Here is a 16,569-nt window from a genome sequence, read left to right as displayed (position 1 = left end):
GAACCCTGGGCACGGGTGCCGGTCACCTCATCCACGCGATGCCTATTCAGCCACAAAAAAGGGCCACCTCCTGGCGACCCTGTTCAATCCGGCCCCTCACGGCCTGAGCTTGATCAACCCACACCGTGTTGCTTGAACCAGGCCAGTGCACGTTTCCAGCCATCTTCGGCAGGCTCCTTGCGGTAACTGGGCCGGTAGTCGGCATGAAAGGCATGCGGCGCGTCTGGATAGACCACGAAGGTCGACGCCTTGGCGGCGGCGTTGCCGCCAGCCAGTGCGGCCTTCATCTTATCAACCGTGTCAAGCGGGATGCCCGTATCGGCCGCGCCGTACAGGCCGAGCACGGGGCCATGCAGGCCAGCGGCCACATCCACCGGGTGCTTCGGGTTGAGCTCCGAGCTCTGCCCCTCCAGGCGCCCGTACCAGGCCACGCCCGCCTTCACCGCCGGGTTGTGGGCAGCATACAGCCACACCTGACGGCCTCCCCAGCAAAACCCGGTGACACCGAGTTTGCTCACATCGCCACCGTTGGCACCGGCCCATTTCACGGTGGCATCCAGATCGGCCATCACCTGCACGTCGGGCACCTTGGAAACCACTTCAGCGATCAGCTTGGCGATCTCGCCATAGCTCTGCGCGTCACCCTGGCGCACGAACAGTTCAGGGGCAATCGCCAGATAGCCCTCCCTGGCAAAACGACGGGCCGTGTCGGCGATGTATTCGTGAACGCCAAAAATCTCGGACATCACCAGCACCACCGGCAGGCCGGTCTTGCCAGCGGGCGCGGCACGGTAGGCTGGCATCGAATAGCCGTTCACATCGATCATCACCTCGCCCACGGTCAGACCATCAGACGGCGTCTTGATGGCCGTCTGCGCCACCACCGGCAACACGGAGGCGGCATAGCCCACGCCCAGGGCCACCTTCAACGCGGTGCGCCGCGTGGCACCCTCTGCGGTGGACTGGCCGGGCAGAAGCGCTTCGGCATCGCGGGTCAGGTCGGGTGTGAGTTTGCCTGTGAGCATGAGCTTGTCTCCTGGGTTGAAATGAAAGGACTCATTCCGATTCTGACCCGAAGACAAAGTTCTGCAGAAATGGGGTTATGGCGCCCGACCGGGCAGCGCACGTCAATGCACCGTGGGCACCAGGAAGTCCTGACTGATGCGACCACCGAGTTCGTTCACCCGATCGAGGAACTGGGTAAGAAATGCATGCAGGCCGGTGGAGAGGATTTCGTCGATCCGGGCGTATTGCAGGTCGGCCTTGAGCTTGCCTGCGCGACGCAATGTTTCGCCTGAGTGGTCGTTGGCCACCACGCTGAGGTTGCTCACCACCTCATTGAGGCTGGCGGCCAGGCTGCGTGGCATGTCGGCGCGCAGGATGAGAAGCTCGGCCACACGCTCGGGCGTGATCACGTCGCGGTACACCTTGCGGTAGACCTCGAAGCCCGAGACCGATCTCAGGATGGCGCTCCAGTGGTAGAAATCGTATTCCTGATCCAGCTTGCTCGCAGCACCGAAAAAGTCGCTTTGCACGGCATGAAACTTCACATCGAGCAGGCGCGCGGTGTTGTCGGCCCGCTCCAGGAAGGTGCCCATGCGATAGAAGTGGAAGGCTTCGTCCTGAAGCATGGTGCCGATGGCCACGCCGCGGGAAAGGTGCGAACGGAACTTGACCCACTCAAAGAACTGAGAAGGATCACGCTCAAAGTCCTTGCCCTTGAGCATGCGGGTGAGCTCCAGCCATGTCTGGTTCTGGGTTTCCCAGAACTCGGTGGTGAGTGCGCCGCGCACGGCGCGCGCATTCTCGCGCGCAGCGCGCAGGCAGGACACGATGCTGGACGGATTGCCCTCGTCGCGCACCATGAAATCAAGCACGCCGCGCGGGGTAACGGCCTGGCCATACTTGGCGGAATAGGTGGGCAAAAGCTCGCTGATGGTGAGCAAACCCTCCCAGCCGACCTGGGCCACTTCGGCCGACTGCGGCAGCATGGACGTCTGGTAGTTCACATCCAGCATGCGGGCGGTGTTTTCGGCCCGCTCGGTGTAGCGAGACATCCAGAACAAGTGGTCGGCAGTACGTGAAAGCATTTTTATAACTCCAGCAAACAACGCCACAAACGCAGCGCATGAAGTGATTCATTCCAGTGGCACCGAGGAACCGGCTTCGCCGGGCCTCTGGTGCCGCCCCCCTTCCAGGGGGGTGACGCCGAAGGCGGCGCGGGGGGTTATTCCAATACCCACGTGTCCTTGGTGCCCCCCCCTTGAGACGAGTTGACGACCAGCGATCCCTCCTTGAGCGCCACGCGGGTCAAGCCACCGGGCACCATCTGCACCTCCTTGCCCGACAGCACGAACGGACGTAGGTCGATGTGGCGCGGCGCCACGCCACTCTCCACATAGGTGGGGCAGGTGGAGAGGCTGAGCGTGGGCTGGGCGATGTAGCCGTCGGGCTTGGCGATCACTGCCTTGCGGAATTCCTCGATCTCGGCCTTGGTGGATGCCGGACCCACCAGCATGCCGTAGCCACCGGCCCCGTGCACCTCCTTGACCACGAGGTCTTTCATGTTGGCCAGCATGTACTTGAGGTCTTCCGGGTCACGGCCCATGAAGGTGGGCACGTTGCTCAGAATGGGTTTCTGCCCCAGGTAGAACTCGATCATCTTGGGCACATAGGGGTAGATGGACTTGTCGTCTGCCACGCCCGTGCCCACCGCGTTGCAGATGGCCACGTTGCCACTGCGGTACACGCCCAGCAGGCCGGCACACCCCAGCGTGGAGGTGGGCCGGAACACCAGCGGGTCGAGGAAATCGTCATCTACCCGGCGGTAGATCACATCCACCCGCTTGGGCCCGCGCGTGGTGCGCATGTAGACAAAGTTGTCCTTGACGAACAGGTCCTGCCCCTCCACCAGTTCAATGCCCATCTGCTGCGCGAGAAACGCGTGTTCGAAATAGGCGCTGTTGTACATGCCGGGTGTGAGCACCACGACCGTGGGCTCAGCAGTGGTGGCCGGGCTCACCGCGCGCAGCGTTTCCAGCAGCAGGTCGGGGTAATGCTCCACCGGTGCCACCCGGTTCTCGCCAAACAGTTCGGGAAACAGCCGCATCATCATCTTGCGGTCTTCCAGCATGTAGCTCACGCCACTGGGCACGCGCAGGTTGTCTTCGAGCACGTAGTACTCGCCCACGCCGTCGGTGTTGGGGGCCCGCACGATATCGACACCTGAGATGTGCGAATAGATGTTGTGGGGCACGTCTACCCCCATCATTTCCGGGCGGAACTGCGCGTTCTGGAAGATCTGGTCAGACGGGATCAGGCCCGCCTTGATGATTTCCTGGTCGTGGTACACGTCGTGGATGAAGCGGTTCAGCGCGGTGACCCGCTGCACCAGGCCTTCTTCCATGCTCTGCCATTCGTCTGCCGGAATGACACGCGGGATGAGATCAAAAGGAATGAGGCGCTCGGTGCCGGAGCCGTCTTCGTCCTTGGCGCCGTACACCGCAAAGGTGATGCCAACGCGTCGAAAAATCATTTCGGCCTCTTCCCGCCGAGCCGCCATCACGTCGGGTGGCTGCTGCGCCAGCCAGCGTGCATAGCTCTGGTAGTGGGCCCGAACCTCGCTGGGCGAGGCATTCATTTCGTCAAACATCGGTCGGCTCATGGGCGTTTTTTCTCCTGCCCACAGCATAGCAAGGACTGGGCCAGCAGAGGGATTTTCCTGTCAAACCCGGCGCAGATGGCCGGCACAAGCCAAGAGGTCAGTCGGGACGGGATGCCGAATCAGGTTCGCCCGGGTGGTGCCAGAAGCGCCTTTCCGCCTGCCGGTGGCAGTGCACCGTGTCGGGTTGCCAGCTGCGCCAGGTGGCCGCACCACAGTTGGCCGACGTGACCCAGGGAATCCCTCGCTGCCTGTAGCGGTCCAGCACGGTGGGCGCCGGATGGTTAAAGCGGTTGCGGTAGCCCGCCTGCGCGATCACCCACTGCGGGCGCAATGTGTTCAGCAGCACCGGGCTTGAGGAAGACCGGCTGCCGTGGTGCGGCGCGAGCATGACGGTGGCGCGCAGATCGGGCCGGTCAAGCGCCATGCGCACCTCCTGCCGGTCGGTGATGTCGCCACCCAACCAGGCACTGTGTTCGCCCGCCGTCACCAGCAACACGCACGACATGTCGTTGGTGGACAGGCGTCCTTTGCCTGTTTCGTCAAAGTGGTGCGGGTGGGGGTGCAACACCTCGAACCGCACGCCATCCCATTCCCAATGCTGACCGGCCAGGCAGCGCCTTCCGGGATCCGGGTCATAGGAAGACAGCCACCGGGCCTTTGGGTGAGCGGCCTGCACCGCATCGGCACCGCCGGAGTGATCGCCATCGATGTGGCTGACCACCACTGTATCGAGACGCTCACCGAGCGCCCGCAGCAAAGGCACAACGATGCGATCGCCAGCATCGCTCTCTGGCGAATAGCGGGGGCCGGTGTCGTAAAGCAAGCCGTGGTTCGCGGTGCGAATCAGCACCGCACTGCCCTGCCCCACATCCACGGCCATCAATTCGAAAGCGGCCATCGGCGGGCGAGGCAGCGACCAGAGCAGGATCGGCCACAACAGCAGCAGCCCGGCACTGCGCACCGTCCAGGGCAATCGCAGCACCAACAGGAGTCCGCCGAACACGCCTGCCAGCGACAGCCACAGGGGCGCGACCGGGCGGTGCACCGCCGCCCAGGGCCACTGGGCCAACCAGCCCAGCCACACCGACAAGACCTGCACCAGCCATGCGGCCACATCCCACAGGGGCGCAAAAACGGCACCTAGCAGCACCAGCGGCATCACCAGTTGCGTGACAAGGGGAATACCCACCAGGTTCGCGGCCAGACTGGCCACCGAAAACTGACCAAACAGCAAGAGGCTCAGCGGCGCGAGCGCCACGGTCACCACAGCCTGGGTACGCACCATGCCCATGAAGGAAAGCAGCAGGCGTCGCCAACGATCGCGCGCCGCGGAGGGCCGTGCATCGTCGTCTTGCGATGGCATGCCCGGCAGCTGCCTGCCCGAAGCAAACAGCACCCCCACCGCAAAAAAGCTGAGCCAGAAACCCGGCTGCAACCAGGCCATGGGATCGATCAGCAACACCGCCCACATGGCGCAACCCCAGACCAGCGGCCAGGGCCAGCGACGCGCCCCCAACCGCAATACCATCACCACACCCAGCATGATGACCGCGCGTTGCGCAGGCAGACCCCAGCCCGAAAACAGCGCATAACCCGCGGCCAGCAGCCAGCCACCCCAAGCGCTGGCCACCGGCGTAGGCACGCTGAGCAGCAGCACGGGCCATTGGCGACCCAGGCGTGGCCAGATGGCCGCCACCATGGCCATGGCCATCCAGGCAAACAGCGTCACGTGCAGGCCAGAGATCACCATCAAATGGGCCACCCCCGTCGTGCGGAACAATGCCCAGTCGGCGCGCTCGATGGCCGATTGATCGCCCACCAGCAGGGCGGCGAGCACGCCCGCCGCGCGAGGGTCATCCACCCTGGCCTGAATGGCGTCGCGCACCTGCTGCCGTGCAGCCTGCAAGGGGTAGCCGCTGGCGGCGGCGATTTTTTGAGGCACTGGATCGCGCGGCCCATTGCGCACATAGCCGGTGGCACCGATCCGTTGGCTCCAGAGCCAGCGCTCGAGATCGAATCCATGGGGGTTGGCATTGCCATGCGGGCTGCGCAGGCGCACCGAGAAACGCCATTGCTCTCCGGTGCGCAGGCCGGGGCTGCCTGCTCCTCGAGCCCACATGGCAGCCCCCTCGCCGCCGCCATACCAGCCCAGCTGGAGCCGCTGCGGCACATCCACCGGTTGGCCCCGCTGCCGGGCAGACGCCACGGCAAACAGGAAGCGCTCCCCTTGCGCGGTGCGCTGCGGCAGCGAATCGATGTGCCCGGTCACCTCGATGTTCACGCCTTGCAGCTCAGGCGCCAGCGCCTGGCTGGCAAAGTGCGCCGCTCGCCAACCCGTTGAACCAGCGCCCGCCAGAACGCCCGCAAGCACAAAAACGCCAGCCGCAAGCCGTCTGCCCGGGATACTGAGACGTCCCGTGCATCGGATCCACCACAACCAGAGCACGGCGCCAAAGCCCAGCAGACCACTCCAGCCCAGCATGGCCAGGTAGCGATTCCCGGACCAAAGCCATGGTTGCTGCAACTGCCACGCCAGACCCACCACGGTACCCGACATCAAGGCCAGGCCATGCCGCCCGGCGATCAAGGCTCGAATCCCCTGCCCGACATGCAGCCGGAGCGATTGTCATCGCCGTTTGGCGCAAGACTTGCTAGCATGGCTGCCAGCCGCACGGCAAACCGATTGCCTGCGGACCCGTTGTCGGACCCATTGTTTTCCTCCCTGTTGAAAGCACTCGCATGGCCATTCATGTTGCTCTGAGCCACGTCACGCATTATCGGTACGACCGCCTCGTCAAACTCGGCCCACAGGTGATCCGCCTGCGCCCTGCGCCGCACAGCCGCACCAAGGTGCTCTCTTATTCGCAGAAGATCGAACCGGGCGGGCACTTCATCAACTGGCAGCAAGACCCCTTCGCCAACTACCAGGCACGACTGGTGTTTCCCGAACCCACGACCGAATTCAAGGTCACGATCGACCTGGTGGTGGAAATGGCGGTGTACAACCCGTTCGACTTCTTTCTGGAGCCGCGCGCAGAGAACTTCCCATTCGATTACGACGCAGCACAGAAGCAGGAGCTCGCCCCCTATTTGGTCACTGCGCCATCCACTGGGCTGCTGGACACCTACCTGAAGAAGATCGACCGCAAGGAGCGCCGCACCATCGACTTCCTCGTCGATGTGAACCAGATGCTGCAACGCGACATCGCGTACACCATCCGCATGGAGCCTGGCGTACAGACGCCCGAAGAAACGCTCAAGCTGGGCAGCGGCTCCTGCCGCGACACCGGCTGGCTGCTGGTTCAGATCCTACGCCACATGGGGCTGGCGGCGCGATTCGTCTCGGGCTACCTGATTCAGCTGGCGCCCGATGTGAAATCCATCGACGGCCCCAGTGGCCCGGAAAAGGATTTCACCGATCTGCATGCCTGGTGCGAAGTGTTCCTGCCCGGCGCGGGCTGGATCGGTCTGGATCCCACTTCCGGTTTGCTCGCAGGCGAAGGGCATGTGCCGCTGGCCTGCACACCGCAGCCTTCCAGCGCCGCGCCGGTGGAAGGCGCCATGGACGAGTGCGAGGTCGAATTCAGCCACCACATGGGTGTGACCCGCGTGTACGAATCGCCGCGCGTGACCAGTCCTTACACAGATGAACAATGGGCAGCAGTGCTGGCGCTGGGTGAAAAAGTGGACGCCGACCTGGACGCCCACGATGTGCGCCTGACCATGGGTGGTGAACCCACCTATGTGGCCACCGCAGACCGCGACGCCCCCGAGTGGAACATTGATGCGCTGGGCCCCACCAAACGCGGTTACGCCACCGAACTGCTGGGCCGCCTGCGCGAGCGCTACGGCCAGGGCGGCTTCGTGCACATGGGGCAGGGCAAGTGGTACCCCGGCGAACAATTGCCGCGCTGGGCGCTGTCGGTGTTCTGGCGCGCCGATGGCGATCCCTGCTGGCACAACCCGACCCTGCTGGCTGACGAGCGCGACGACGCACACTACACAAGTGAAGATGCGCAACGCTTCACACAGGCGCTGGCCCGCAAGCTGGGTTTGTCGACGCAGTACATCACCCCGGGCTACGAAGACACCTGGTACTACCTGTGGCGCGAGCGCCGCCTGCCGGTCAACGTGGACCCGTTCGATGCCAAGCTGGACGACGAACTGGAGCGCGCGCGCCTGCGCCGAGTCTTCTCGCAAGGCCTGGATGCCACCGTGGGCTACGTGTTGCCTTTGCAGGCGGCAGCTCACGGCGGCGCGCTGACCAGCAACGGCAAGAGCGCCTACCACCGTGTCTCAGGCACCGTGTGGTCCACCGGCCCCTGGTTCTTCCGCGACGAGCGCATGTACCTGGTGCCTGGCGACTCACCCATGGGCTACCGCCTGCCGCTGGATTCGTTGCCCTGGGTCTCGGCGGCCGACTACCCCTACCACATCGAGCAGGACCCGCACACCGCGCGCGACCCCCTGCCGCGTGGCGCCGCCACCCGGCACCAGGTGGCGCCGCACCAGGTGGGTGGCGGCTTTGCCGAAGGCGGCACGGTGTCCATGCAAGGCGTGGATTTCGACGCCCAGGGACCTGTGATCGATGGCCTGCGCCCCGGACAACCTGGCCCTGGCTCCACGCCTGCCCAGGCCTTGTCGGCCCGCTATCCGCAGCGCAGCGAATCAGCTGCCTGGCTCACGCGCACCGCACTGGTGGTGGAAGCGCGCGACCCCCACCGCTCGAACGGGCCCAAGGTGGAAAAAGACATGGGCGGAAAGTTTCAGCACGTCTATGTGTTCATGCCCCCCATGGCCCATCTGGAGGACTACCTGGACCTGCTGTCTGCGGTGGAAGCCACGGCGGAAATGCTGGGCATGGCCATCGTGCTGGAAGGCTATCCACCGCCGCGCGACCCGCGGCTGAAGGTCCTGCAGATCACCCCCGACCCCGGCGTGATCGAAGTCAACATCCACCCGGCGCACAACTGGAGCGAGCTGGTCGATCACACTGAATTCCTGTACGAAGCCGCGCATGAAACGCGGCTCTGCGCCGAAAAGTTCATGACCGATGGTCGCCACACCGGCACCGGCGGCGGCAACCACTTCGTGATGGGCGGCGCCACGCCAGCCGATTCGCCCTTTCTGCGCAAGCCCGAGCTGCTGGGCAGCCTGATCGCCTACTGGCACAACCACCCTTCGCTCTCGTATTTGTTCAGCGGCCTGTTCATCGGCCCCACCAGCCAGGCGCCGCGCGTGGACGAAGCGCGCAACGACCAGTTGTACGAGTTGGAGATCGCGCTGGCGCAGATTGCAAAGAACCGGGAAGTCCATGGTGAGCAAATGCCGCCATGGCTGGTGGATCGCACCCTGCGCAACATCCTGATCGATGCCACCGGCAACACCCACCGCAGCGAGTTCTGCATAGACAAGCTGTACTCGCCCGACGGCCCCACCGGGCGCTTGGGCTTGCTGGAACTGCGCGCGTTTGAAATGCCCCCGCATGCCCGCATGAGCATCGCCCAGCAACTGCTGCTGCGCGCGCTGGTGTCACGCTTCTGGCAACAACCCTGGCAGGGCAAACTCACGCGCTGGGGCACCGAGCTGCACGACCGTTTCCTGCTGCCGACCTTCATCCGCATGGACTTCGAGGACGTGCTGGCCGACCTGACCGACTTTGGCTACCCCATGGACATGGCCTGGTTCGAGCCACACTTCGAGTTCCGCTTCCCGCTGGTGGGCCAGGTGGCGGCGCGCGGCATCGAACTCACACTGCGCAATGCGCTGGAGCCCTGGCATGTGATGGGCGAAGAAGGCGCGCCAGGCGGCACCGTGCGCTACGTGGATTCTTCGCTGGAGCGCATCGAAGTGAAGGTGAGCGGCTACAACGACAGCCGCTACGTGATCACCTGCAATGGCCGCGCCCTGCCCTTGCAAAGCACGGGCACCGTGGGCGAATACGTGGCCAGCGTGCGCTACAAGGCCTGGAGCCCACCGTCTGCCCTGCATCCGTCGATTCCTTCACACACACCGCTGACCTTTGACATCGTCGACAACTGGATGCAGCGTTCGATGGGCGGCTGCCAGTACCACGTGGCGCACCCGGGTGGGCGCAACTACGACACCTTCCCCATCAATGCCTACGAGGCAGAAAGTCGGCGTCTGTCGCGCTTCTTCCAGATGGGCCACACCTCTGGCCGCATGACGGTGGCGCCTGCTGTTCACAGCAGGGAGTTCCCGTTCACGCTGGATTTGCGCTATTGAACACCCCCCGCGTCGGCTTCGCCGCCACCCCCCTGAAGGGGGGCGCCAGCAGCGGCCCGGCAAAGCCGGTTCCGCGCTGGCCCTGGATGGGCGCTCCCGCGAGCGAGCCTGAGCATGCTCCGGGACAGGTCCGGATGAGTCCTTTGGGTTGCGGCGGCCTTTCGACGTGACGGACGACACACGAAAACCTGCGGCGCGGGTTTCGCCCAAAGGCCCTTCGAAGGAAGCGAAGGCATACTCGGAACCCGTGAACAACGACGCCTCCGACTCCCTGTTTGACGAACTCAGTCCCGAATCGCCCGGTGACTGGGCGCTGTCTTTGTCTCTCCCGGCCGATCCCGGCCACCGGGACGAGCTGCGTCGGGCCAACCCCAAAGACCCGGACGCCCCCGCAGAATTGTCAGCGCAGTGGGCCAGTTTCTTCGAGCACATCGGGGCAGACGGTTTCGCCGATCTGAACCGGCGCTCGGACAACCTGCAGCGCCAGATCCGCGACAACGGCGTCACCTACAACGTCTACGCCGACGCGGCCACCGGTCTGCAGCGCCCATGGGCGCTCGATCTGTTCCCCATGATCCTGAGCCCCAGGGACTGGGCGCACATCGAAGCCGGTGTGCAGCAAAGGGCGCGCCTGCTCAACGCCATGATGGCCGACCTGTACGGCGAGCGCGAGTTGCTCAAACGGGCCCTGCTGCCGGCCGCGCTGGTGCAAGGCCACCCCGGCTACCTGCGCGCCATGCAGGGCATGCGCCCACCGGGCGACACCTGGCTGCACATCGTGGCCATGGACCTGGCCCATGGGCCTGACGGCCGCTGGTGGGTGGTGGGCCAGCGCACCCAGGCGCCCTCTGGCCTGGGTTACTTGCTGGAAAACCGCATCGCCATCGCTCGACAGTTCCCCAAAGCCTTTGCCGGCATGAAGGTACAACGCCTGGCGGCCAGCTACCGTGCCCTCATGGAGGGCATCAAGGCCATGGCGCCCGAGGGCGAGAACGCGCGCATCGCCCTGCTCACGCCCGGCCCCTACAACGAAACCTACTTTGAACACGCCTACCTGGCCCGCTACCTAGGCCTGACCCTGGTCGAAGGCAACGATCTCACCGTGCGCGACCAGCGCCTGTACCTCAAGACGCTCGGTGGCCTGGAGCCGGTGCACGCCCTGATCAAGCGGCTGGACGACGAATGGCTGGACCCGCTGGAACTGCGCTCGGACTCCACACTGGGCGTGCCGGGCCTGCTACAGGTGCTGCGCGCGGGCAACCTGCTGCTGGCCAACGCCCCGGGTTCGGCCCCGCTCGAATCCAGTGCCATGCTGGGCTTCATGCCCGCCATCAGCCGCCATTTGCTGGGGGAAGAACTGGCGTTGCCGTCGCTGGCCACCTGGTGGTGCGGTGAAGACGCCGCGCTGCGTGAAGTGCTGCCCCTGCTCAAGCAGAGCGTGATCCGCCCCACTTATCCGCGGTCGGGTCTTGACACCGTGATGGGTCAGAGCCTGAGCCCACGCGAACGCGACGAATGGGCGGGCCGCATGGTGCGCCACCCGGATCACTACACCGTGCAGTCGTGGCTACCGCTGTCGCAGACCCCAACCTGGAGCGGTGAACGCCTGGTACCCCGCTCGGCCATGCTCCGGGTTTTCGCCCTGGCGGATGGCCCACAGTCGTGGCGCGTGCTGCCCGGTGGGATGGTCAGATTGGCACCGCGTGGCCAGCTGATTGCGGCCATGCAGCGCGGGGGCAGCAGCGCCGATTGCTGGGCCATCACCGAAGGTCAGGTGGACCACACCAGCCTGCTGCAGTCCGCGCCCAGCACGCTGGCGCTGGCGCATCAGAAGCGCCCCGTCACCAGCCGCGCGGCCGAAAACCTGTTCTGGTTGGGCCGCTACACCGAACGCGCAGAAAACAGCATCCGGCTCGCGCAGATCGTGCTGGACCACCTGGGCGGCGAAGAACCGAGTTCACGACCGCTGATGGCGTGGATGTCAGCCACCGCCCGCGAGAACTCGCTGGTGCTCGCCGATGTGCCCGATGCCAGCCAGTCGGCACGGGTGTTCGCGCGCAGCCTCATTGCCGGTCTGTCACCCGCCAAGGGTGACCCCATGGCGGCCACCTCTTATAGCGTGGGCTTCAACCTGCGGGCATTGAAGTCGTCTGCCTCGCAGGTCCGGGAACGCCTGTCGCAGGAACACTGGAACCTGATCGAGCGCACGGAAGCCGAGTTCGCACGCGATTGCGCAACCCTGACCAGCGACGCCGAATACACCACCGCGGAGGCCCTGTCCGCCCTGCAGAACGCGAGCGAACTGCTCGCCGCCATCACCGGCTCGCAGACAGACCGCATGGTGCGCGACGACGGCTGGCGCCTGCTCTCTGTGGGGCGCCACATTGAGCGCCTGATCACGCTTTCGCGCGCGCTGATGCTGGGCATGGAGCACGGCTGCGTGCACGATGCGGCCGGGTTTGAAGCCGTGGTGGCGTTGTTCGACAGCACCATCACTTTTCACGCGCAATACCAGCAGCGGCGCGACATGGTCGCCCTCATCGACCTGCTGGTGATGGACCGAGACAACCCGCGTTCGCTGGCCTGGGTGGTGCAGACGCTGCGCTCCCGGCTGGCCAAACTGTCGCAGACTGCTGCGCCGCATGACGCCGAACTCGCCATGGCCCTGCCCGACCCCGACACCTGGGTGCTGGCCGATCTGAGCAACTGGCAACGCAGCCCCGAAGGCTTGCGAACCTGGGGTGAACTGGCTGAACTGCTGGACCAGTGCGAACTGGCTGCGGGCGAACTGTCGGACGAGATCACCCGGCTGCACTTCAGCCACGCCGACAGAAAAACCATATGACGCCCCCTCGTTGCCTGCTCATTGTGTGTCGCCGCACGCGGTGTATCAGGAAACCCTGACATGCTGCTTCGCATCCTCCACCGCACGGTCTACGACTACCACGGCTCGGTCAACATGGCGCAGCACATGGTGCACCTCACGCCGGTGAACACGGGCAGTCAGACCTTGCTTGAACACGCGCTGCGCATCCACCCGGAGCCAGCGGCGCGCAACCAGACCGTGGATGCCTTTGGCAACCTGCGCACCTTCTTTTCCCAGCAGGCGCCTCACCACACGCTGACGGTGGAAGCCGAAAGTCTGGTCGAGACATCGGAACCGCTTCCCCTGCCCGATGGCCCGGACTGGGAAGCCCTGTCCTGGGAGCAGGTTCGCGAGCACTTCAGGTACCGGGCCAAGGCCCCTTACGACCCGGCGGCCGAGTTCCTGTTTGCGTCGCCCTATGTGCCGCGCGACGATGCGTTCACCGCGTTCGCCCGCCCCGCCTTCGAGCCCGACCTGCCGGTGCTGGACGCGGTGCGCGCGCTGATGGAGCGCATCCACACAGAGATGACCTACGAAACGGCCAGCACCGAGGTCAACACCCCGGCCCTGGAAGCGCTGGAACAAGGCAAGGGCGTGTGCCAGGACTTTGCCCACATCATGCTGGGCTGCCTGCGCAGCCTGGGCCTGCCAGCGATGTATGTCAGCGGCTACCTGCTGACCCAGCCGCCACCGGGAAAGCCGCGACTGGTCGGTGCCGATGCCTCCCACGCCTGGGTATCGCTCTACCTGCCCCTGCCGCCGGTGGAGACAGCGTCCGACAGTGAGGCCGCCTTCGAGCCGAGAGGCACCTGGTTCGACTTCGACCCCACGAACAACCGCTGCGGCTGGGGCAGCCCGGGCGAAGACTATGTGACGCTGGCGACCGGGCGGGACTTTGGCGATGTGTCGCCGATGCGTGGTGTGATGCAGGGCGGCTCCAAACACACGCTGAAGGTGGGCGTCACCGTGGCTCCGCCTGACGAGTTTGCTGCCCTGCTGCGGCGCTGACCACGTCACCGCGCCCTCATGATTTCGGCTGATGCGAGTGGCGCAGACAGGGCACCCGCCACCTTGGCCAACCATCGCGTCGATAGAATGAAGCGGTCATTTTTCAGGAGTCCTTTATGAGCGTTTACGACCAACTCGCCCGCCTCAACATCGTTTTGCCGCCCGTCTCGGTGCCCGCCGCTGCGTACGTGCCTTTCGTGCAGACAGGCAACCTCATCTTTCTGAGCGGGCACATTGCGCGCCAGGATGGCAAGCCCTGGGTCGGCCAGGTGGGCCTGACCATGACCACCGAAGAGGCCAAACTCGCTGCACGCGCGGTGGCGATCGATCTGATGGGCACGCTGGCCGCCGCCTGCCTGGCGGTCAACAAAGACCTCAACCACGTCAAGCGCATCGTCAAGGTACTCAGCCTGGTCAACTCCACGGCCACCTACACCGAGCAGCACCTGGTCACCAATGGCTGCAGCGAACTGCTGGGCGAAGTGTTCGGCCCGACCGCAGGCGCGCACGCCCGCAGCGCGTTTGGTGTGGCACAGCTACCCATGGGTGCGTGTGTGGAGATTGAGCTGATCGCTGAGATCGGCTGAACCGCAGACCACCCGGCCCGTTCATCCGCCGCCACGCTGCATGTAAAGATCGAAGCGACGCATGAAGGTGTAGCGCTGGGCGGCGTCAAGGCCGCTGAAGGCAAAGCGCACCTGCAATACCGGCATGCGCATGAGCGCAATCACCCTGGGGGGACAGGTTTCCCAGCGCAAAGACAGCGTGCCCGGTGGCACTTCCACCGTGGCTCTTTGTCCGTCTCGCCTCCAGACACAGTCGCCCATGGCGGCCGGCAGCCAGCCCAGCCATTCGGCCTCTGTGCAGCCCATTTCGCGCTCGAAGCGCTCGGCGTAGTTCGATTGCAAGTCAGACACTCCGCCATGAGGGCCAGGCCCCCAACCGGAGGAGGGGTTCCAACCCAGAGACACCGCCGGGCTGGCTTTGCCAGACGGCTGGTGTCGCCCCCTTGAGGGGGTCGCGCGCAGCGCGGCAGGGGTGATTCATGTTCAACCGCCAGCAATCGGCGGCCAGATGGCCAGCACGTCGCCTTCGGTGAGCGTGGTGCTCAAGCGGGCTTCAGGCTCGATGTATTTGCCGTTGACCAGCACCAGGTGCACCAGCTTGGGCGGCAGGCCAAAGGGCTCGATGATCTGGCTGATCGTCGCAGCCGGGTCGACGTCGAGCGACACCTGGTTGCTGCGCCGCGCTTCGGCGGGCAGGTAGTCGGTGAGGGTGGCGAACAGTTTGAAGGTGATGTTCATGGAAGACATTTTGTTCGGCAGCGATCGATCCGCCGCCGGGCCGCCCCAAGGCGGATCAGCCCCCTCGGGGGCAGCGACCCGCGCAGCGGTGGAGCCTGGGGGCCATACCTTCAGCGTCGACGTTCATCGGCAGCACCCGCCCATTGCCCCTGCCCTTGCGCACTCGCCAGGTAGGCGTCCATGAGCTTGGTGGGGTCGTGCATGAGGCGGTCTTTCCAGCTTCCCAGATGCACCTGCCCCTCAACCAGCCCCCGCATCACACCCACGTGTTCGGTCCAGCCCACCGAATTGCAGCCCACCATCACGTCGTCCTTGAACTGCAGGCTGAGGTGGCGACCGCTGGCCTTGTCGGTGAGTTCGGTGTGCTCGCCACCGGGCACGCCTTCCCAGTTGCCGAAGCTGGTGGAGATCAGGCCCAGGGTGTCGAGCACGTTGATCTGCGTCACGCCCTTGAGTTCGGTCTTCTGGCCCACCATGTTCAGGGCGGCCACGCGTGCTTGCTCGGCCGCGTTGGGTTGGATGGCGCTGACGATGGTCTTGCCGCTGACCTTGTCGAAAGCTTCAGCGCAATCACCGGCGGCGTAAATGCCCGGCACATTGGTTTGAAGGTGCTCATCAGTGAGCACGCCCAGCAGGCAGGTGATGCCCGAGTCCTCCAGAAATCCAATGGCCGGTCGCACACCGGTGGCGCTGATGACCAGGTCGGCCTCCACGGTTTGCCCGTTGGAGAGCTTCACACGCAGCCCCGCCGTCGGTTCGTCTGACCCAAGGCCGATGGCACTGGCGATTCTGCTCACCACGCCGCCGCCACCGCCGGCTTCGATGCCTTCCACCTTGGTGCCGGTATAGACCTTCACGCCCTTTTTCTCGCACCACTCGCGGATCATGTTGCCCGCCGTGGGGCCCATCATGCGCGGCACCATGCGGTCGCCCATTTCCACCACGCTGAGTTCCACGCCGCGTGCGGCCAAGGCTTCCATGATGATGCAGCCGATGAACCCTGCACCCATCTGCAGCACCCGCGCGCCGGGCTTGGCCAGCTTCATGATGGCGCGGGCGTCGTCCAGCGTCCAGCACGGGTGCACGCCGGGCGAGTCCATGCCTGGAATGGGTGGGCGCACCGGGTGCGAGCCGGTGGCGATCAGCAGGCGGTCGAAGGACAGCGTGGTTCCGTTGTCCAGCGTCACGGTGCGGGCGGCTGCATCCACCGCCGTGGCACGACCACCCACTTGGTCGATGCGCAGGTCGGCGTAGTGCGTGAGGCTCTTGCGCAGGTAGGTGCCCGTTTCCTTCACATTGCCGATCAGCAAATAGGGAATGGCCATGCGCGAATACGGCGGCTCGGCTTCGTCGCCCACCAGGGTGATCTGGTCGTCGGGGGCATGCTTGCGAATGGTCTCTGCGGCAATGACACCGGCGGGGCCGGCGCCCAGGATGACGTGGTGCATGTCTGTCTCCTCAAGAAATGAAAAAGGGGGCAG

Annotated in this window: 11 protein-coding genes; 4 read left to right on the top strand and 7 right to left on the bottom strand. The window is 65.1% G+C overall.

Annotation, left to right across the window (positions count from 1 at the left end; translation table 11 throughout):
* Positions 1 to 113: 113 nt before the first annotated feature.
* From J2W49_RS05615 to J2W49_RS05600, 4 genes are all read right to left on the bottom strand, one after another.
* Entirely contained in the window at positions 114 to 1,025 is a 912-nt protein-coding gene (locus J2W49_RS05615; RefSeq protein ID WP_310312749.1) for a dienelactone hydrolase family protein, read from the bottom strand.
* Between the two features lie 102 nt (positions 1,026 to 1,127).
* A complete protein-coding gene (locus J2W49_RS05610; RefSeq protein ID WP_310312747.1) occupies positions 1,128 to 2,090 on the bottom strand; it encodes an alpha-E domain-containing protein in 963 nt (320 codons plus the stop codon).
* Positions 2,091 to 2,227: 137 nt separating this feature from the next.
* Positions 2,228 to 3,664 (bottom strand): circularly permuted type 2 ATP-grasp protein, encoded by a 1,437-nt coding sequence (locus J2W49_RS05605; protein WP_310312744.1) that lies wholly within the window; start codon positions 3,662 to 3,664, stop codon positions 2,228 to 2,230.
* A 97-nt stretch (positions 3,665 to 3,761) separates the two neighbouring features.
* Positions 3,762 to 6,251, bottom strand: coding sequence for a DNA internalization-related competence protein ComEC/Rec2 (locus J2W49_RS05600; protein ID WP_310312741.1), 2,490 nt, complete (start codon positions 6,249 to 6,251; stop codon positions 3,762 to 3,764).
* 152 nt (positions 6,252 to 6,403) lie between these two features.
* On the opposite strand from J2W49_RS05600, the gene J2W49_RS05595 reads away from it, so the two are divergent.
* The 4 genes from J2W49_RS05595 to J2W49_RS05580 all read left to right on the top strand — a co-directional run bounded on the left by J2W49_RS05595 (position 6,404) and on the right by J2W49_RS05580 (position 14,371).
* Positions 6,404 to 9,910 (top strand): transglutaminase family protein, encoded by a 3,507-nt coding sequence (locus tag J2W49_RS05595; RefSeq protein WP_310312738.1) that lies wholly within the window; start codon positions 6,404 to 6,406, stop codon positions 9,908 to 9,910.
* Between the two features lie 247 nt (positions 9,911 to 10,157).
* Positions 10,158 to 12,755 carry a circularly permuted type 2 ATP-grasp protein gene (locus J2W49_RS05590; RefSeq protein WP_310312736.1) on the top strand — a complete coding sequence of 866 codons (2,598 nt, stop codon included), beginning with the start codon at positions 10,158 to 10,160 and terminating at the stop codon, positions 12,753 to 12,755.
* A gap of 60 nt (positions 12,756 to 12,815) precedes the next feature.
* Complete coding sequence (locus J2W49_RS05585) at positions 12,816 to 13,784, top strand: transglutaminase family protein (RefSeq protein WP_310312733.1); 969 nt, start codon at positions 12,816 to 12,818, stop codon at positions 13,782 to 13,784.
* A gap of 116 nt (positions 13,785 to 13,900) precedes the next feature.
* Positions 13,901 to 14,371, top strand: coding sequence for a RidA family protein (locus J2W49_RS05580; protein ID WP_310312730.1), 471 nt, complete (start codon positions 13,901 to 13,903; stop codon positions 14,369 to 14,371).
* Between the two features lie 21 nt (positions 14,372 to 14,392).
* Here J2W49_RS05580 and J2W49_RS05575 read toward each other — a convergent pair whose 3' ends face one another.
* The 3 genes from J2W49_RS05575 to J2W49_RS05565 all read right to left on the bottom strand — a co-directional run bounded on the left by J2W49_RS05575 (position 14,393) and on the right by J2W49_RS05565 (position 16,536).
* Positions 14,393 to 14,701, bottom strand: coding sequence for a hypothetical protein (locus J2W49_RS05575; RefSeq protein WP_310312727.1), 309 nt, complete (start codon positions 14,699 to 14,701; stop codon positions 14,393 to 14,395).
* 132 nt (positions 14,702 to 14,833) lie between these two features.
* Positions 14,834 to 15,088, bottom strand: coding sequence for a sulfur carrier protein ThiS (gene thiS / locus J2W49_RS05570; RefSeq protein WP_310312724.1), 255 nt, complete (start codon positions 15,086 to 15,088; stop codon positions 14,834 to 14,836).
* A gap of 110 nt (positions 15,089 to 15,198) precedes the next feature.
* Positions 15,199 to 16,536, bottom strand: a complete 1,338-nt coding sequence (locus tag J2W49_RS05565) for an NAD(P)/FAD-dependent oxidoreductase (protein ID WP_310312721.1) — start codon at positions 16,534 to 16,536, stop codon at positions 15,199 to 15,201.
* Between the last annotated feature and the right edge of the window lie 33 nt (positions 16,537 to 16,569).

The sequence above is a fragment of the Hydrogenophaga palleronii genome (genome assembly GCF_031457455.1).
In the GTDB taxonomy this organism is placed as follows: domain Bacteria; phylum Pseudomonadota; class Gammaproteobacteria; order Burkholderiales; family Burkholderiaceae_C; genus Hydrogenophaga; species Hydrogenophaga palleronii_A.
Note: the sequence above shows the minus strand (reverse complement) of the source record. Positions and strands in the feature narration are given on the sequence as shown.